Below are 20,419 nucleotides of genomic sequence, written 5' to 3'. Positions count from 1 at the left end.
CCTTTGAATTTCAATATTGAAATTACCGAAGTTCTATTGCCCGATTTCCTATATTTGTTTTATGAACGAACACCTCGATCCCACAGGAGAAAACCTCTCGCCACAGGAACTGGACATAGAAAAAAAACTACGTCCGCTCAGTTTTGATGATTTCACTGGTCAAGATCAAGCTCTGGAGAATCTTCAAATCTTTGTGCAAGCTGCAAATTTACGTTCTGAAGCTTTGGATCACACCTTGTTTCATGGTCCTCCAGGATTAGGAAAAACTACCTTAGCATATATTTTAGCCAATGAACTTAACGTAAATATCCGTGTTACTTCAGGTCCAGTACTTGATAAACCAGGGGATTTGGCTGGATTGCTCACAAATCTGGATGAACGCGATGTTCTTTTTATTGATGAAATCCATCGTCTAAGTCCAATTGTGGAAGAATATCTCTACTCCGCGATGGAAGATTACAAGATAGATATTATGATTGAATCGGGACCAAACGCCCGTTCGGTACAAATCAATCTAAACCCATTCACACTTATTGGCGCAACCACACGTTCGGGATTATTGACCGCGCCGATGCGTGCCCGTTTTGGAATTTCATCAAGATTACAATATTACACAACTGAACTTCTCACCACGATTTTACAGCGAAGCGCTGGAATTCTGAACGTTCCAATCACTATGGAAGCAGCAATTGAAATAGCCGGACGAAGTCGTGGCACGCCGCGAATTGCAAATGCACTTTTACGAAGAATCCGAGATTTCGCACAAATAAAAGGAAACGGAAAAATAGATATCCAAATCGCAAAATATGGTTTGGAAGCCTTGCACGTTGACGCTTTTGGCCTTGATGAAATGGACAATAAAATCCTTTTAACAATTATTGAAAAATTTAAAGGCGGTCCTGTTGGTATTAGCACTATTGCAACTGCCGTTTCTGAAAGCCCCGAAACAATTGAAGAAGTTTACGAACCATTTTTAATCCAGCAAGGATTTATAATGAGAACTCCTCGTGGCCGTGAAGTTACCGAAGCTGCCTATATACATTTAGGGAAATTGAAAGGGCCGACGCAAGACAAACTTTTTTAAAATAATAGTATGAAAGCAAAGAAAATACCTTCGGTGTCTGCTTTCCGGTTTCTTACTCATTCCATACAGATTCTCAAAAATCCTTTACCGTTTCATCATAAAAATTTTGAAACCAAAGGAGATACTTTTCGATTAAAACTAGGTTTTGGAAAGTCGGTTATTTTTTCTCGCGATGCTGGTTTGGCGCAATATGCACTTCAAAAAAATCATAGAAATTACACAAAATCGCCCATCCAAACCAGAGATCTCGCAAAGTATGTAGGTCACGGCCTTTTAACTTCTGAAGGAGAACTTTGGCAAAAGCAAAGAAAACTTATTCAGCCAGCATTCCATAAAAAACAATTAATTAATTTGTTAGACACTATTAATAGTGCAATAAAACTGGAGCTTACTAAAATTGAAACTGGAAAGCCAAAGGATATTTTCCCCGTTTTCAACGATCTTGCTTTTCAAACGGTTGTAAAATCACTTTTTAGCAGTGCGGTTAATCAAAAGGAAATAAATAAACTTCAAAATATAACCGAAGCAGCCCAGCAAATGTTGGTGAAGGAATTGCGGCAGCCCTATTTAATCTGGTGGTTCAAACTGAGCGGAACCATTAAAAAACATATTGCCGAAACTGAGGAAGCAAGAGCAATTTTGATGAAACTCGTATACGAAAGAAGAAATTCTGGAAAGCGAGAAGATGATTTGCTAGATATGTTGTTGGATGCAAGATATGAAGATGGAAGCGTCATGGAAGACAGACAGCTAATTGATGAAATATTAATTTTATTTACTGCGGGTCACGAAACCACATCAAACGCGCTGACTTTTACTTGCGAATTATTAGCTCGTAATCCAGATATTCAAGAAAAACTTTTTGAAGAAGTAATTTTTGCTGAAGTCAATTCGGAAACTTTAATGGATTTTATAAAAAACCTATCGTTTACGAAAAATGTAATTGAAGAATCACTGCGCCTTTATCCGCCTGCATATTTTATAGATCGTGTAAATATTGAGAATGACGAATTTGATGGCATGTTTATCCCGAAAAATTCCAACTTGCTATTTTCACTACTAGAAATTCATACCAATCCAGCAAATTGGGAAGAACCTCAAAAATTTAGACCCGAGCGATTTTCCGACGTAAATCCTAACCATTTTTCTGGACAATATTTTCCTTTTGGTGCGGGGCCGCGAATGTGTATTGGCAATAATTTTGCGATGTACGAAATGATTTTGGCAATAGCCGAAATAATAAAAACCTATAAAATTGCGGAAAAGAAAACCTCGATTGAAATGAAACCGCTTATTACACTTAAACCGAAAAACGCAATTTTAGAATTTAATTTCAGATAAAAATTGATTCAGAATTCTTCAAAATATACGCAGTTAATAAAAGCCGAAGCCAAGCGTCTCGGTTTCATTTCTTGTGGTATAAGTAGAGCAGAGTTTTTGGAAGAAGATGCGCCAAGATTGGAAAATTGGCTGAAAAATAATATGAATGGCGAAATGGCCTATATGGAAAACCATTTCGATAAAAGGTTAGATCCAACACTTTTAGTTCCAGATTCCAAAAGTGTTATTTCTTTATTGCTGAATTATTTTCCTTCCGAAACGCAAACTTCTGAAAGCTATAAAATTTCAAAATATGCGTACGGCGTGGATTATCATTTCATAATAAAAGACAAGTTGAAGCAATTAATGGAATTCATTTCCGAAGAAATTGGCGAAGTAAATGGTCGTGCTTTTGTTGATTCCGCACCCGTTTTAGACAAAGCCTGGGCCGCAAAAAGTGGGTTGGGATGGATTGGCAAGCACAGTAATCTGCTCACAAAACAAGTAGGTTCTTTCTATTTTATTGCAGAATTAATCCTCGATTTGGATTTGGAATACGACAATCCTGTAACAGATCATTGTGGAAGCTGCAACGCCTGCATTGACGCTTGTCCCACAAATGCAATTGTTGCCGATAAAGTTGTGGATGGCAGTAAATGCATTTCCTATTTTACTATTGAATTAAAAAACGAAATCCCTATTTCAGAAAAAGGTAAGTTTGAAGATTGGATGTTCGGTTGTGATATTTGCCAAGATGTTTGCCCGTGGAACCGTTTTAGTAAATCGCATAATGAACCGCTTTTCAATCCAAATCCTGAACTACTTTCAATGACTAAAAAAGATTGGGAAGAAATTACCGAAGAAGTTTTTCAAAAAATATTTCAGAAAAGCGCAGTAAAGCGAACCAAGTTTTCAGGTTTACAACGAAACATCAAATTTTTAAAAGATTAGTTGTACATAACCGTCCGCGGTTTCCCAATTTGAAAATCAGACATTCCGAAATCGTCGTTTTCAAAAGCATTCGTTTTAAAAATATTATTTCCCTGCCCAGGAATTTGCGGATAATAGGCAAATGATAACTGAAAGGAACTAAACACCAAATAATCATTCCTAATAATGCAACCCACACCAAATGAAGAATATATGTGGTTGCGCCGCCAGCTACGGTTGGTTTCAGAAAGCATTCCTGCCGTAATATTTACAAAAGGATTGAATCTAAACCCCAAAACCTCCCAAGGAGAATAAAATTGATTTTGCAGTTTAATTACATATTTTGAAGTTCCCGTCTCTCGGCTTTCGAAACCTTGAATATTTCCGTTTCTATGATCGGAATATAGATTGCCATAAACTCCAGTAAACTCTGGATTTTCGTTAAGACTTAGCCTATCCTCTTCTGTGTTTAAACGGTTGATCCCAATTACCAACTGTGGTTTTACGAACTGTCTCATTTTCCATTTATTACCCAATGACCATAAGTGTGAAAAATAATTTGCTTGAAAACTAAATGTGGTTTGCTCTGTGTTTGAATGGTTAAAGAAACTTCCCAATTCAAAATTCAAACTCATAAAGCCCCATTTAAAGTAGTTGCCATAAGAAGCCTGCGCCCCAAGATATAATCTGTTGGCGTGATTTTTATTTTGAATTCCACCAGTTATAGAGTAAATAATTCCAACGGGGACGTCTTCGGTAACGCCATCCTTAAAAATATAACTATCCTGAATAAATTGTCTTGACGCGATACCGACGCTTCCTAGAAAAAATCGTTCATCAGAAAAAAATCGAATGCTATCATACTCAATGGTGGGAAGATTTTTGTAATCCACTAACAAGGATCGCGCGCTCGCAATAAGGCTGGTAGTTCGTTCTCTTTCGGTATTTCCTTTAAAAATCTGGAAGGAATGGCCACCCCAATAATCTTGTACGATATACTTGAAATCTTTATTAACGTAAGTTATCAAGTCTTTTTTGAGGGTCGTTGCCATATAGCGCTCTTGCAAAAAAATTCCGCCTGCCCAATGTGCTAATGGCGAATAAAATATTCGGTCCAGCGCTAATGTTTTTTCATAATAACCCTCATAGCCAACAGCATATTTTCCGGTCGCGCTTATAAAGGTGTTTTTGAAATTTGGAATGGTATAGCTCGCATCATAAGCATCGGCGCCATCTTCCAATCTTTTTGAAAATCCAAGCCTAATTTGATGTCCTGTGCCAAAAAAGTTACGTTCTCTAAGTTTAAGTTTAGTTTGAGAACTGGAAATATCTGCTTTAGGAATAAGGCTCCAGGAATCCAAAGCCGTAATAGTAATATCTACTGAATCTTGAGCGGTTGAAACAAATTGCGGTGAAATTTCAACTTCACGAATATAATTTTGAGACCTTATAAGTCGTGCAGATTCTGCCATTAAAAGCGTGTCCAAAGGCCTGTCTTCCTTTAAAAGTAAAAAATTTCGAATTGCCAGATTTTTCGATTTTATATGAATGGCGTTTCCAGATTTTTCAAGCCAATTTCTAGGAACCTTTGTACTATCTGTAAAAGAAAAGCCAAAGGGATCATTCGTTTTTATAATTATATTTCGAATTATTTTCCCTTCATATTGCTGGTACTTTGGTTTTTCGGCTTCCTTTATAGGTTCTCTTTCTTCTTTACGTGCAGTAGGTCTAAAAACCCATCGATGAATCATTTTTGTAAATTTTCTTTTTTTTGAATAGTTTTCAATTTTATTATAAAGCTGCGTACTATCTCGTGCAGTTTTCTTGTCCTGAGCTGAAAGCTGCAAACAAGAAAACGCCACAAACAAAAACAATATGAAGTGCGCAGGTTTCAATTTTTCTTTTCAATAGCAATTACATCCCAAAAGTATTGAAACCTACTTTGATTCTTTAAAATAACTTATTAAAGTTGATTTTTACTTTTTTCAGGAAACCTAAGTTACAATATATGGTTTCGATTCTTTGAAAACTCGTACCTTTGATTTTACTTCCCAAATGCTACAAAATAGTGTTGAAGCCATACAAAAATCACAAGAATTATGAGTAAACAAAGTAGACGTCGCGAGGCTTTATTATATCACGCAAAACCAAGACCTGGAAAAATTCAGGTAGTTCCAACAAAAAATTATTCTACCCAACGCGACCTTTCCTTGGCCTATTCTCCAGGCGTTGCAGAGCCTTGCCTTGAAATTGAAAAGAATGTAGACAACGTTTATAAATATACAAACAAAGGAAATCTGGTTGCCGTAATTTCAAACGGAACAGCCGTTTTGGGATTGGGAAACATAGGTCCCGAAGCCTCAAAACCAGTAATGGAAGGAAAGGGTTTACTCTTCAAAATATTTGCAGATATTGACGTTTTTGATATTGAAGTAAACACCGAAAACATAGATGAATTTGTGGCAACGGTAAAAAATATTGCGCCAACTTTCGGCGGAATAAACCTTGAAGACATAAAAGCTCCCGAAGCATTCGAAATTGAAAGAAGGCTAAAGGAAGAGCTGGATATTCCGGTAATGCACGACGATCAGCACGGAACGGCGATCATTTCGGCAGCAGCTTTGCTTAATGCTTTGGAAATTACAGGCAAAAAGATTGAAGATGTTTCCATAGTTATTAGTGGTGCGGGCGCGGCGGCAGTTTCGTGTACAAGACTTTACAAAGCCTTTGGCGCCACACCCGAAAATATTGTAATGCTAGACAGCAAAGGCGTTATTAGAAAAGATCGCGATACCCTTTCCGAAGAAAAAGCAGAATTTGCTTCCCATAGAAAAATTGATACTTTGGACGAAGCCATGAAAGATGCCGATGTCTTTGTGGGACTTTCAGTAAAGGATATCGTTTCGCCTGAAATGCTGTTGAGTATGGCAGAAAACCCAATAGTTTTCGCAATGGCCAATCCCGATCCTGAGATTGAATATGATATTGCATTGAAAACTCGAAAAGACATCATTATGGCCACAGGCCGAAGTGATCATCCTAACCAAGTGAACAATGTGTTAGGTTTCCCGTTTATATTTCGTGGTGCATTGGATGTTCGCGCAACAAAAATCAACGAAGCCATGAAAATGGCAGCAGTTAAAGCCTTGGCAGATCTTGCCAAAGAAGCTGTGCCAGAACAAGTGAATATTGCCTATGGCGAAACGAAACTTACTTTTGGAAAAGATTACATCATTCCAAAACCTTTTGATCCTCGCCTTATTACTGCCGTTCCGCCCGCTGTGGCAAAAGCTGCAATGGAAAGCGGAGTTGCAATGAATCCTATTACCGATTGGGAGAAATATCAAGATGAGCTATACGAAAGAATGGGCGGCGATAATAAAATTATCCGTTTGCTTATCAATCGTGCAAAACTTAACCCAAAGCGAATTGTTTTTACAGAGTCAGATCATTTAGATGTATTAAAAGCTGCCCAAATTGTTTACGAAGAAGGAATCGCCATACCAGTTTTATTGGGAAGAAAAGAAGTTATTCTAGATTTTATGCAGCAATTGGAATTTGATGCAGACCTAGAAATAATAGATCCGAAAAGTGACACAAAGCCTGAAAAACTAGATAGCTATGCCGAAAAGTTTTGGAAAAAACGAAGGCGAACAGGCATCACGCTTTACGATTCTCAAAAATTAATGACGGAACGAAATTATTTCGCCGGCATGATGGTGAGCGAAGGTGATGTAGATGCCATGATTTCTGGATATTCCAGATCGTATCCTTTGGTAGTAAAGCCCGTATTTGAAACCATAGGAAAGTTTGAAGGCGTAAACAAAGTTGCGACAACCAATTTAATGCTTACCAAGCGCGGACCATTATTTTTTTCAGATACATCCATAAATATTGATCCAACAGCAAAAGAACTTGCGCAAATTGCACGAATGACCAATTACACCATGAAAATGTTTGGACTGCAACCAGTTATTGCAATGATCTCCTATGCAAATTTTGGATCTTCCAAAGATCCACGAGCAACCAAGGTGCGTGAAGCGGTAGACTTGATTCATAAAAGCAATCCCGATATGGTTTTGGATGGAGAATTACAAGCAGACTTTGCTCTAGACTCTGAGTTGCTTCAGAAGAAATTTCCTTTTTCAAAATTGGCAGGTAAAAAGGTAAATGCGTTAATCTTCCCAAACTTAGATTCTGCAAACAGCAATTACAAATTACTGAAAGCTCTTAATGGTGTTGAATCCATTGGCCCAATAATGTTAGGAATGCGCAAGCCAGTCCATATTTTGCAGATGGGTGCCAGTGTGGAAGAAATTGTAAACATGAGCGCAGTTGCGGTTGTGGATGCGCAACAGAAGGAGAAACGGGAGCATGTAAAGAATTAGACTTTTCTCAAGAAATATATAGATACTAGACTACAAAGGTTTTCAAAACCTTTGTGGTTTTTTTTCATATAAATATTAAAAATAACAACAAAAACTAATTGTTTTCCACAGTATTTTCCTGTAATATTTTCACAAAAACCCCAATGGCAGTTGCAAATAATTATGCTATATTTGAGCCTTTAAGTTTTCGTTAACATATGATAACCCATATACAGGGCAGACTGGTTGAAAAAAACCCAACAGATGTAGTGATAGATTGCAATGGAGTAGGGTACTATATCAATATTTCTTTGCACACATTTTCCGAACTTCCTAAGAGTGAAAATGTTAAATTATTCACTCATTTGCTTGTTCGGGAAGATAGCCATACCCTATACGGTTTTTCAAGTGTTGCGGAACGTGAAATATTTAAATTACTGATTAGTGTTTCTGGAGTAGGAGCTAGCATAGCTAGAACGATGTTATCATCGTTAGCGCCAGAACAAGTTTTGGATGCCATTGCAAACAATGATATACCAACAATCCAATCAGTAAAAGGAATCGGAGCCAAGACCGCCCAACGTGTGGTTTTGGATTTAAAAGATAAGATTTTGAAAGTGTACGGTTTGTCGTCAATTTCTGCTGGAACAAGCAATACGAACAAAAATGAAGCGTTATCTGCTTTGGAGACGCTAGGCTTTGTTCGCAAACAGTCTGAGAAAGTGGTGGATACCATTGTGAGAGAAAACCCAGATGCTTCCGCAGAAATGATCATTAAACAAGCTTTAAAAAATTTATAAAATTTGAAGGCAAAAAATTACGTTTATAAGGGTGGCTTTTTTAAGCTTTTAGCAATTTTAAGTTTCATATTGGTCAGCAATTTATCGCAGGCGCAGGACTCGACTGCCGTAGGCAATGAGATGGGCCGGATGGATCTTCCAAGTCCCGCCAGTATTCAGGATTTATACACCTATGATCCTATAACAGATAGATACATTTATACCAAAACCTTGGGTAGTTTTAAGATTACCTACCCTATTATTCTTACGCGTCAGGAATACCAACGTCTAATCCAAGAGGAGCAGATGAAGGCCTATTTCAAAGAAAAAATTGATGCTGCTGATGGTAGAAAAGATGGAGCAGAGGAGCAACAAAAAAACTTGTTGCCAACTTTTTATGTGAATTCAAGTTTCTTTGAGTCCGTTTTTGGTGGTGATAGTATTGAAGTGATTCCTCAAGGTTCTGTTGAAATCGACCTTGGAATGCTTTACACCAAACAAGACAATCCCGCATTTTCACCACGAAACAGAAGCAATTTCGGTTTTGATTTTGACATGCGAATTAGTCTAAGCTTATTAGCAAAAGTAGGAACAAGACTTCAAGTTACTGCAAATTACGACACCGAAAGCACCTTCGATTTCCAAAACCAGTTGAAGCTGGAATACACCCCAACGGAAGACGATATTATTCAAAAAATAGAAGTAGGTAACGTAAGCATGCCGCTAAATAGTTCCTTAATCCAAGGAGCGCAAAGTCTTTTTGGAGTAAAAACACAACTTCAGTTTGGAAAAACTACAATTACTGGAGTTTTTTCGGAACAAAAATCAGAAACAAGAACTGTTACTGCGGAAGGTGGTGCTACTATTACAGATTTTGAATTAGCAGCTTTGGATTATGACGAAAACCGTCACTTCTTTTTATCACATTATTTTAGAGATAATTATGATCGCGCTTTGCAGCAATATCCTTTCATAAATAGCAATGTGCAGATTACTAGAATGGAGATTTGGATTACCAACCGCTCTAGCCGAACTGACAACGTTCGTAATATTGTAGCATTACAGGATATCGGTGAATCCGATCCAACAAATATAGGATTATCCGTTCCTCCAGGAGGTTTTATTAGAGCTGGACGGAATGCATATCCTGATAATGAAAATAACCTTTTTAATCCTTTCGGAATTGATGGATCTGAGGCTTCGTTGCTCAATCCTGCAATTCGCGATGTGGCAAGTGTGAGCCAAGGTTTTACTGGAGTTTCAGTTAATGAAGGAACTGATTTCGTAACTCTTGAAAATGCCCGAAGATTAGAAGGTAGCGAATATACGCTTAATTCGCAGTTGGGTTATATATCATTAAACCAACGTCTTACTAATGATGAAGTTTTGGCAATCTCCTATCAATTTACCGTTAATGGAAAAGTATATCAAGTAGGTGAATTTTCCAATGACGGTGTGGAAGCATCTGGAGGTACACAAACAACTACTGGCGGTGGTGGCGGAACAAACCCACCTCCAGGACCAGTATCTGGTTTGTCACAAAATCTTGTTGTAAAACTTTTAAAAAGTAGCATTACTAATGTGAAGCAACCAGTTTGGGATTTAATGATGAAAAACATCTACCCAATTGGTGCCTATCAGCTTGAAAAGGAAGATTTCAAGATGAATATATTTTACACTGAAGCTTCGCCTCGTAATTATATAGAGCCTGCGCCAGGAGGACCAGAACTTCCTGATGATGTTAAGAATCAAATTCTTTTAAAGGTATTTAATCTTGATAGATTGGATTTCAACAACGATCCTGTGCAAGGTGGCGATGGTTTCTTTGACTTTCTTCCAGGTTTAACGGTTGATGCACAAAACGGCCGTATCATATTTACATCTGTAGAGCCTTTTGGAAAACATCTTTTCGACAAGTTAAATGTGCCTTCTGCTCCAGCAACATATACCATTCCGACTACCTATAACGCTAACCAGGCAAAATACGTTTTCCGTACACTTTACACTGGAACAAAAACGGAAGCCGAACAGCAAGAAAGTGAAAAAAACAAGTTTCAGTTAAAAGGAACTTACAAATCTACGGGGGCAGATGGTATTCCTATTGGTGCTTTCAACATTCCTCAAGGTTCAGTAACTGTTAAGGCTGGTGGACGAACTTTAGTAGAAGGAGTAGATTACACCGTAAACTATCAATTAGGAAGGGTTCAAATTTTAGATCCAGGATTGCTAAATAGCAACATTCCGATTACGGTTAGCACAGAAAATAATTCACTTTTTGGGCAGCAGAGCAAACGTTTTACAGGCTTGAATGTGGAGCATAAGTTTAGCGATAAATTCCTAATCGGCGCGACCTATTTAAACCTAAACGAACGTCCTATAACTCAAAAATCGTCTTATGGTGTTGAGCCAATCAACAATACGGTTTATGGTATAAATTTAAATTACGCCACTGAAGTTCCTTTCTTAACTAGAATGGTAAACCACCTACCAAACATAGATACCGATGTGGAATCTAATATTTCATTACGTGGGGAATTTGCTTATTTAATGCCAGGAGCACCAAAAGTTTCAGATTTCGACGGAAAAACAACAGTCTATGTTGATGATTTTGAAGCCTCCCAAACCGGAAATGACATTAGCACTCCAAGTAGCTGGTTTTTAGCTAGTACGCCAACTAATTTTTACGATGACAAAGACCCTGATAAACTTAGTTACAACTATAAACGCGCTAAACTATCTTGGTACACTATTGACCCAATTTTCTACAGCAGTCAGCGACCAGAAGGAATTAATGATGAAGACCTATCTTCTCCATTTACCAGACGTGTTTTCAGGGATGAAATTTTCCCAGAACAAGATATTATTCAAGGACAGACGCAGGCATTGTTTACGTTAGATTTGTCATATTATCCAACAACACGAGGAGAATACAACTACAATCCAGCTGCCACCAGTGGAACACTTCCAAGTCCAAAAGATAATTTTGGTGGAATAATGAGACCGATTACCACTACAGATTTTGAAAAATCTAATGTGGAATATATTCAATTTTGGGTTATGGATCCTTTCATATATGATGAAAATAACACCAATCCTGGAGGAACCATTAACTTCAACCTTGGTAGCATTTCCGAAGATATTTTAAAGGACGGAAGAAAACAATATGAAAACGGCCTGCCAAAAGATGGAGGCGATGCAAATACACTTCCAACTGAATGGGGTAAAGTTCCATTAAACCAATCGCTTGTATATACTTTTGATAGTGATGGACAAGAACGAATTAATCAAGATATAGGTCTGGACGGTTTGAGCAATGCTGAAGAAGCAGCCAAATATCCAGGATTTGGTGATGATCCAGCCAACGATGATTACCAATACTTTTTACAAGCCGATGGAGGTATTTTAGATCGTTACCTAAAATATAACGGAACTCAAGGAAACTCTCCAGTAGAAGTTACAAATAACAATCGTGGAAGCACCGCCCAGCCAGATGTTGAGGATATTAATCGTGACAATACGATGAACACGATAAACAGTTATTTTGAATATAATGTGCCCGTTTTTCCAGGAATGACTAAAGCGAATAACACCTATATTTCTGATATTAAGGAGCTTGATGTTACTACACAGAATAACGATGTTATACCCGTGCGTTGGGTGCAATTCAAAGTTCCAATCAGTAAGCCTGATGCTGCCAGAGGTGGAATTTCAGATTATAGATCCATTCGTTTTATGAGAATGTTCCTTTCAAAGTTTTCTGAAAACACAGTATTGCGTTTTGGAACTTTAGAACTGGTTCGTGGCGACTACAGAAGATTCGAAAAAACATTGGACGATATTACTTTTGAAGATCCAGCAAACGACGATACTCTATTTGAAGTAGAAGCCGTTAGCATAGAGGAAAACGAAAATCGTTCTCCAATACCTTATGTATTGCCTCCAGGTTTACGTCGTGAGGAATTCAACAATAACAATAATATTATTCGTGAAAATGAGCAATCATTAGCATTGCGAGTTTGTGGACTAGAACCTAATGATGGTCGTTCCGTATATAAAAGCTTTAATGTAGATATGCGTCAGTATAAAAATCTGGAAATGTTTATTCACGCAGAATCATTACAAAACCAAACAGAACTTGCCAATGGAGACATGTATGCCTTTATTCGTTTGGGGAATGACCTTACCAATAACTATTACGAAATTCAAATACCGCTAAACCCAACAAACTTTGGCGCCAGAACAGCGGATGAAATTTGGCCACTTGCCAACCGTTTAAATTTACCTTTAGAATTGCTTCAGCAAGTAAAAACCATAGTGCTTGGAGATAGAAATCTATATGACCCAACAATTGTTAACTATTTCAATCAATCAGAACTTGATGGCGGAGGCTCTAATGGCGAAAATGAATTGGTAATAGGTATAAAAGGAAATCCAAGTTTTGGAAACGTTCGTAATATTATGCTCGGTGTAAAAAACAAAACCAATAATGACATATGTGGTGAAGTTTGGTTTAACGAGCTAAGAATGTCCGAACTTAAAAACAAAGGAGGATGGGCTGCAGTAGTAAGTATGGACGCCAACATTGCAGATTTCGCAACCATTAGCGCAACAGGTAAAAGAAGCACCGTAGGTTTTGGTTCCATAGAACAAGGACCAAACCAAAGAAGCCGTGAAGACCTGAAGCAATATGATGTGGTTACAAACTTAAACCTAGGACAATTAATGCCGAAGAAATGGGGTGTTCAATTACCATTTAACTACGGACGTTCAGAGGAATTAATTACCCCACAATACGATCCAGAATTCCAAGATATAGAATTGGAATCTAGGTTAGACAACACTGACGACCAAGAAGAAAAAGATAGAATTCAGGAACAATCTGTAAACTATACCAAACGACAAAGTGTAAACCTAATTGGAGTTCGTAAAGAACGAACAGGAGATGCCAAAGCGAAAGTATATGATGTTGAAAACCTAACAGCTTCTTTCTCATATAACCAGACAGACCATCACGATTTTGAAGTAGAAGATGCACTAGAACAAAACGTTCGTCTTGGAGCAACTTACAATTATAATTTCACGGCTAAACCTGTGGAACCTTTCAAAAAGAACGATTCAATATTTAGAAGTCAATATTGGAAGTTCCTGAAAGATTTCAACTTTAACTATTTACCAACCAATATTGCAGTAAGCTCCAATATTACGCGTCAATACAACGAGCAGAAATTTAGAGAGATAAATGTAGATTCCAATAATATTGGCTTACCTAGATTGTATCAGCGCAATTATCTTTTTGATTGGCAATATACCATCAATCACAATTTGACAAAGGCTTTGCGTTTCAACTTCACCTCTTCCAACACCATGATTGTGAATAATTATGTGGACGATTCAGGGTTTGTAGATAATCAAATAGGAGTTTGGGACGGTTTCTTTGATGTGGGTGATCCAAACCAACATTTCCAGTCATTGCAGGTTAACTATGATTTGCCTTTCAGCAAATTTCCTTTCTTGAAATTTGTTAGAGCTACCTATTCCTATACTGGCGATTACCAATGGCAAGCAGGAAGTAAACAGTTCAATGAGCTGCCAATCACCTTGGCTGATGGTACAACCGACACCTATAATCTGGGGAATGCAATCCAGAATGCAAGTACGCACCAAATAAATTCTAGTATAGACATGAACGGTTTTTACCGTTACGTGGGTCTTACTAAAATTAAGAAAAGTAAGGTAAGAAAATCTACCGATGGGACAGGTAATGACAAACCCTCGGACAAAGAAGAAAAGGAAGGGCGAGAAGGAAAAATATCTCCAGATAAAAATAGTGCCCTTTCAAACGGTAAAGAAGGTTCTCCAAATGTTATGGGAAGAGGAGCCGCAGCAGCAGGTGGCTTGAATGCTGGCGATAAAGCAATGAATACGCTTATCGGCTTCGCAACGATGCTGAAGAAAATTCAGTTCAATTATCAAGAAAACAACGGTATCTATTTACCTGGTTATTTGCCATCCATCGGCTTTATTGGAACACTTAAACCTACTACTGGATTTGTATTCGGAAGCCAAGCGGAAGTTAGAGAGCTAGCGGCTAAAAAAGGTTGGTTAACAATTTACCCAGAGTTTAACGAACAATATACCGAGGTAGAAAGTCGCCAAATGGACATTCAAGCAAACTTGGAGCCTATAAAAGATTTAACGATTGACGTAAACGGAAGTAGAATTTATTCTGAAAACTATGCTGAAAACTATATAATTCAGGATGGACTTTACAATTCGTTAACGCCGAATACGTATGGTAACTTCAATATTTCAACTGTTTTAATCAAAACGGCATTTAGTGCGAGCGATGAATTTAGCTCTGCGGCTTTTGACGATTTTAGAACAAACCGATTAACAATAGCAAATAGACTTGCTGAAGATTATTATCAAGGTGCAGCAATTCCAAGAGATACTTTAGGTTATCCAGTTGGTTTCGGAAGAAATAGTCAAGATGTTTTATTGCCATCGTTCCTAGCGGCGTATAAAGGCAGCAATGCTTCCAAAGAAAAAACTGGGATTCTTAGAGATATTCCACTTCCAAACTGGGATATTAAATATACTGGTTTGATGAATGTTCCTTGGTTTAAGAAAAACTTCAAGCGTTTTTCACTTACACATGGTTATAGAGCAAGTTACACTGTAAATCAGTTTCAGTCTAATTTAGATTACGACCCTACATTTCCAGAAGCCACCGATCAAGCGGGTAACTTTAAGGTTAAAACACTTTTAACCAATGTAAACTTAACCGAACAGTTTTCACCTCTATTACGCGTTGATTTTGAAATGAATAACTCAGTAAAAATTCTCGCCGAGATGCGAAAAGACCGCGCCCTTTCTTTGAGTTTTGCAAATAACTTGCTAACTGAAATCAAAGGAAATGAATATATTGTAGGACTTGGTTATAGAATAAAAGATCTACGGGTGTCTACTAATTTTGGAGGAAAGAAATCTGTTATTACTAGCGATTTAAACTTTAAAGTAGACCTTTCAAGAAGAGATAATATAACCATTATAAGGTATTTAGATATTATGAATAATCAGACTACTGCAGGCCAGACCATTTATGGCGCACAGTTGTCCATAGATTATGCATTAAGTAAGAACCTAACGGCATTGTTCTATTATGACCATTCATTCTCTAAATATGCCATTTCAACGGCATTCCCACAAACAACAATAAGAAGTGGCTTTACACTTCGATATAACTTTGGAAACTAAGAATTTTAACACCAATTTATTATGAATGTACCATCAAATTTAAAATACACAAAAGACCACGAATGGGTTCTTATTGAAGGCGATATCGCTACTATAGGAGTAACTGATTTCGCCCAAGGCGAACTAGGTGATATAGTTTATGTAGAAGTTGAAACCGTTGGCGATACTATGGATAAGGATGAAGTATTTGGAACAGTTGAAGCTGTAAAGACAGTTTCAGATTTGTTTTTACCGCTTTCCGGAGAAATCGTAGAATTTAATGAAGCGCTGGAATCCGAACCAGAAAAAGTTAATACCGATGCTTATGGTGAAGGCTGGATGATAAAGATGAAATTATCAAGCCCAGATGAAATAGCAGAACTTTTAGACGATGCTGCATACAAAGCGCTTATTGGCGGCTAAACCAATTTTGTTTCTGGCAATATTGTATAGCTGTTTTATATCAGTTTTGTTTTTATTACCAGGTCAAGATTTACCGAAAATTAGTCTAACGGGATTGGATAAAATAGTTCACTCTTTGATTTATTTTATGTTGGTAAATTTATGGTTGTGCTATTTTTATATAAAAATGGACTTCCAAATTAGCAATAAATTGGTCTTGATATTGTTACTTTCAGCCTTGTTTTATGGCATAATAGTTGAGATATTACAAGGAACAGTAACGGGTACGCGAAGCGCAGATATTTTAGATGTAGCTGCTAACCTAATAGGTTCATTGCTTGGAATCTTTTTTTTCAAACAAGTAAAAAATAAATTAAAAACTTAATTTTTCAATTAAGTTTTAGATTAAACGATAATTTCTATATTTTAGCAACAAGTTAAACCCACTATTATGGAACCCAAAAAAAATCCGAAAGCAGACGTTAGTCGTAGAAGCATGCTTTTTTTCCAACTTGGAATGGTTGTAATGCTTTTCCTTGCGTGGCAAGCAATTGAATGGAAATCTTATGATAAATCCGATAATGACTACGGACAATTAAACGTAGGCGATGAACTGGAAGAAGAAGTTCCAATCACACAACAATTAACACCTCCACCTCCGCCGCCTCCGCCGCCACCAGCGCCAGAAGTTATTGAGGTTATGGAAGACGAAGCTGAAGAAGAAGAAACTATTATAAAATCTACCGAAACGAAACAAGATGCAAAAATTGTAGAGGTTAAGGAGATTAAAGAAGAAGTGGTTGAAGAAGAAATTGCCGATGTTCCTTTCGCAGTAATTGAAAATGTGCCTATTTATCCAGGTTGTGAAAATGAAAAAGGAAATGACGCAAAAAAGAGATGCATGTCCACTAAAATTAGTGAGTTTATAAACAAAAAGTTTGATACTAACTTAGCATCAGATCTTGGTTTGGAGGGCAGACAGCGAATTGCAGTTCAATTTAAAATTGATAAAAACGGAAAAGTAATAGATGTTCGTGCTCGTGCACCGCACCCAAGACTTGAAAAAGAAGCGGTAAGCGTAGTGCAATCACTACCTAATATGACTCCAGGAAAACAACGTGGGAAACCAGTTGGAGTATTATATTCACTTCCAATTATTTTCGATATTCAGTAAATAAACTATAGAATTTTTAAATAAAACCTCGTGTTTGCACCAGCAAATACGAGGTTTTTTCGTTTTGGCACAACAGTTGTATTTCATATAGTGTTAACCTTTAAATCTATATATTATGAAAACAACTGAGAATGATTACCAAAACAAAAGAGATGTAAAAAAAGCAATTAACATCAAATGGAATTCACGTTTGTTTTTTCAAATAGGCGTTATTGTTAGTTTGCTGCTAGTTTTCTTTTTGATGCAAACAGATTTTGAAATGAGGGTAGCAGAATATAAACCAGATACTTCTCAAGGCTTGGAAGAACCACCAATGATGAATTATGAAATTTATGTGGACACACCAAAACCTATTGAAAAGCAAAATACCGTTGTTCAAAAGAAAGTGCCAATTCAAAGAGTTATACAGAGCAACACTTTTGATGTGAAGCCAAACACGGCTCCAGATGTTGAAACACCAATTGCAACGACAGATGTTCAGGTAAATGAAGCGCCAGTAACCCCTGTGATTACAACCACAATTCCTGAGGATACCAAACCGAAGAATATAATGAATGTAGAGTTTGTTCCAGTTTTTCCCGGATGTGAATCTTTGGGAACTAACGCAGAAAAAGTGGAATGTATGTCTTCCAAAATAAGCTCTTTTGTAAACAAAAAGTTTAGAAAAGAAGTTTTGGAGAATTTGAAACCAAATGAAACCTATAGGATTTATGTAAATTTTAAAATAGATTCAAATGGTTTTGTGACTGAAGTTGCTGCTAACGCTCACAATGAAAATTTAAAGAAAGAAGCGCAACGAGTAATAAGTGATTTGCCAACAATGAAACCCGGCAAGCAAGGCGATAAAAACGTGGATGTGCTTTATACAGTGCCAATCGTATTTAAGATTCAGTAAATTATTTTAACTAAAATTGAAGGCTTCCAATTAAAATGGAAGCCTTTTTTGAATCCTATCATTGCGAAAAAACTGTTATCTTTCCGCTTTAAACAGTCATACTCCCAATGAAGCAGTTTATCTTCCTTTCTATTTTTTGTTTTTCAGTAGTATCTTTCGCGCAGGTCACATCGGCTCAATATGAAAAATATCCCGTTTTTAAAGAATGTAACAGTGCTTCAGTTGACGCTTTAGAAGCTTGTTTTAAAAATACTTTGCAACAATTCGTTTTTCAAAATTTCAAAGTTCCCGAAAAAGTATTTCAAGAAAATTATAAGGGTAATGTAAACGTACTCTTTGAAGTGACCAAAGAAGGTAAGTTTAAAGTATTATATGTTGACGGAATTTATGATGAATTAAAAGAAGAAGCACGCCGTGTTTTTGAATCGCTACCCGAAGTGGAACCCGCGACGTATAATGGTTCGCCAGCTTATGTTCAATTTACGTTGCCAATTGCAATTCCGTTAGTGAAACCCGGAGAGAGTATTATTCAGACTGCTGAAATTTCAAAAAAGAACGAAAGAGAAGCTTTGGTGAATGAATATGAAGCCATTGAAAATCTTCCTTATAATAATGAAGAATACACAAGCAATATAAACATTCCACTTTCACACCACAATTACAGTCAGTTTGATTCAGCTTTAAATCGTGTAGGACTAAACAATCACACCGCACAAAAGCCATATATTTATAGTGAAGTAAATAAATACTATGATTTTGAAGCAGCAAACAAACCGCTTTTAAAGAATAAATCTTCGTGGTTTGGCAGAAAACTTTGGAACGAACACTTAATAACCATAAAGGCAAAAGACTATTGGATAACCCTAGATGCTGGTGTGGATTTGCAAGCAGGAAAAGATTTTGATGCAGACATTGACACGTATAACAACACTCGTCTAGTTTACACTCAAGGAGGCATTGGGAAACAGCTCGGATTTTTTGCAGTTATCTATGAAAGCCAAGGTCGTTTTGCAGATTACTATAATAGGTATGCTGAATCTATCCGCCCAGATGGTGGAAATCCGGCAATTATTCCGGGACGAGGTATTGCAAAAAGTTTTCGGTCAGATTCTTATGATTATCCAATTGCGACAGGCCATATTTCCTATACGCCTTCAAAATATTTCAACATTCAGTTTGGTCACGGTAAAACGTTTCTTGGCGATGGGTATCGTTCTTTATTGACCAGTGATAATGCTAGTCCATATCCATACTTCAAAATAAATACTACTTTTTGGAAACTGAAATATACAAACACTTGGATGTCACTGCGCGATGTGCGACCAGAAGTTACGGCAGATGGTTCTTTTCGAACAAAATTTATGGCAAACCATTATTTAAGTTATAACATCACAAAGCGGTTGAATATTGGACTTTTTGAGTCAGTTATCTGGCAGAATGATAATGACCGTGGCTTTGATTTGAATTATTTAAACCCAATTATTTTCTATCGTGCTATAGAATTTTCTACAGGTTCTCGTGGTGGAAATGCACTGATTGGTATCAGTACAAAATATAAAGTTAGTGACCGCATAAACGCTTATGGCCAGTTTATAATTGATGAATTTTCAACCAGCGATGTTTTTGGCGGAAAGGGTAGTTATAAAAATAAAACCGGTTATCAACTTGGTCTAAAGTATTACGATGCCTTTGGTTTGAAAAATCTGTATTTACAAACGGAGTATAACAGAGTTCGTCCTTACACATATTCACACAACACGGTTGTTCTGAACTACGGTCACAACAATCAATCTATGGCGCATACGCTTGGCGCTAATTTTTCTGAATTTATCGGTATTGCACGCTACCAAAAAGGAAGAATTTATAGTGATGCAAAGTTTATAGTAGCTAAACGAGGTTTTGAATTCAACACTCCAGAAGACTCAAAATTTTACGGAGGAAACATTTATGGAACCGAAGACGACCGTATTGCAGATGATGGCAATGAACTAGCTCAAGGAAATACAACCAAATTTTTTCACGCTGAACTGCAAGCCGGTTATATTATTAACCCAGCGACCAACTTAAAAATCTACGGAAGTTTTATTTTCAGGGATTTCAATCCAGAAGTTGATACCGAAACAGTGTTTAAAAACCAAACCAGTTGGGTGAATTTTGGAATTCGTACAGATTTGTTTAATTGGTATTATGATTTCTGATAAACGGCACAAGGCTAACTTTTAAATTCGAAAA

The 20,419-nt window shown here is 37.1% G+C and carries 12 protein-coding genes; 11 read left to right on the top strand and 1 reads right to left on the bottom strand.

Going from position 1 to position 20,419, the window contains the following annotated elements; genetic code table 11:
- The first annotated feature begins 61 nt into the window (after positions 1–61).
- Genes ruvB through queG form a run of 3 tightly spaced genes read left to right on the top strand, consistent with a single transcriptional unit; the run spans position 62 to position 3,355 of the window.
- Positions 62–1,084 carry a Holliday junction branch migration DNA helicase RuvB gene (gene ruvB, locus AEQSU_RS04390; protein WP_014781653.1) on the top strand — a complete coding sequence of 341 codons (1,023 nt, stop codon included), beginning with the start codon at positions 62–64 and terminating at the stop codon, positions 1,082–1,084.
- A 9-nt stretch (positions 1,085–1,093) separates the two neighbouring features.
- A complete protein-coding gene (locus tag AEQSU_RS04385) occupies positions 1,094–2,425 on the top strand; it encodes a cytochrome P450 (protein ID WP_014781652.1) in 1,332 nt (443 codons plus the stop codon).
- Between the two features lie 3 nt (positions 2,426–2,428).
- Positions 2,429–3,355 (top strand): tRNA epoxyqueuosine(34) reductase QueG, encoded by a 927-nt coding sequence (gene queG, locus AEQSU_RS04380; protein WP_014781651.1) that lies wholly within the window; start codon positions 2,429–2,431, stop codon positions 3,353–3,355.
- On the opposite strand, the gene AEQSU_RS04375 is transcribed toward queG, so the two are convergent.
- On the bottom strand, positions 3,352–5,229 hold the full coding sequence (locus tag AEQSU_RS04375; protein ID WP_245529117.1) for a hypothetical protein: 1,878 nt from the start codon (positions 5,227–5,229) through the stop codon (positions 3,352–3,354). The genes queG and AEQSU_RS04375 overlap by 4 nt on opposite strands.
- Before the next feature lie 204 nt (positions 5,230–5,433).
- Here AEQSU_RS04375 and AEQSU_RS04370 point away from each other — a divergent pair, with 204 nt between their 5' ends.
- The 8 genes from AEQSU_RS04370 to AEQSU_RS04335 all read left to right on the top strand — a co-directional run bounded on the left by AEQSU_RS04370 (position 5,434) and on the right by AEQSU_RS04335 (position 20,385).
- Positions 5,434–7,722: an NADP-dependent malic enzyme gene (locus tag AEQSU_RS04370; RefSeq protein ID WP_014781649.1), complete on the top strand. Its 2,289-nt coding sequence runs from the start codon at positions 5,434–5,436 to the stop codon at positions 7,720–7,722.
- Positions 7,723–7,919: 197 nt separating this feature from the next.
- The gene (gene ruvA, locus AEQSU_RS04365; RefSeq protein ID WP_014781648.1) at positions 7,920–8,501 is read left to right on the top strand and encodes a Holliday junction branch migration protein RuvA; all 582 of its coding nucleotides are present in this window, start codon (positions 7,920–7,922) and stop codon (positions 8,499–8,501) included.
- Between the two features lie 3 nt (positions 8,502–8,504).
- Complete coding sequence (gene sov / locus AEQSU_RS04360) at positions 8,505–15,737, top strand: T9SS outer membrane translocon Sov/SprA (protein ID WP_014781647.1); 7,233 nt, start codon at positions 8,505–8,507, stop codon at positions 15,735–15,737.
- 21 nt (positions 15,738–15,758) lie between these two features.
- The gene (gcvH, locus tag AEQSU_RS04355; RefSeq protein WP_014781646.1) at positions 15,759–16,139 is read left to right on the top strand and encodes a glycine cleavage system protein GcvH; all 381 of its coding nucleotides are present in this window, start codon (positions 15,759–15,761) and stop codon (positions 16,137–16,139) included.
- Positions 16,108–16,503, top strand: a complete 396-nt coding sequence (locus tag AEQSU_RS04350) for a VanZ family protein (RefSeq protein ID WP_157429250.1) — start codon at positions 16,108–16,110, stop codon at positions 16,501–16,503. The genes gcvH and AEQSU_RS04350 overlap by 32 nt, the downstream gene beginning before the upstream one ends.
- Before the next feature lie 66 nt (positions 16,504–16,569).
- The gene (locus AEQSU_RS04345; RefSeq protein WP_014781644.1) at positions 16,570–17,292 is read left to right on the top strand and encodes an energy transducer TonB; all 723 of its coding nucleotides are present in this window, start codon (positions 16,570–16,572) and stop codon (positions 17,290–17,292) included.
- A gap of 115 nt (positions 17,293–17,407) precedes the next feature.
- Positions 17,408–18,187 carry an energy transducer TonB gene (locus AEQSU_RS16105; protein WP_014781643.1) on the top strand — a complete coding sequence of 260 codons (780 nt, stop codon included), beginning with the start codon at positions 17,408–17,410 and terminating at the stop codon, positions 18,185–18,187.
- Positions 18,188–18,294: 107 nt separating this feature from the next.
- The gene (locus AEQSU_RS04335) at positions 18,295–20,385 is read left to right on the top strand and encodes a protein involved in gliding motility RemB (protein WP_014781642.1); all 2,091 of its coding nucleotides are present in this window, start codon (positions 18,295–18,297) and stop codon (positions 20,383–20,385) included.
- Positions 20,386–20,419: the final 34 nt, after the last annotated feature.

The organism is Aequorivita sublithincola DSM 14238, from assembly GCF_000265385.1.
Taxonomy (GTDB): domain Bacteria; phylum Bacteroidota; class Bacteroidia; order Flavobacteriales; family Flavobacteriaceae; genus Aequorivita; species Aequorivita sublithincola.
This window is presented reverse-complemented; position numbering and strand designations above follow the sequence as displayed.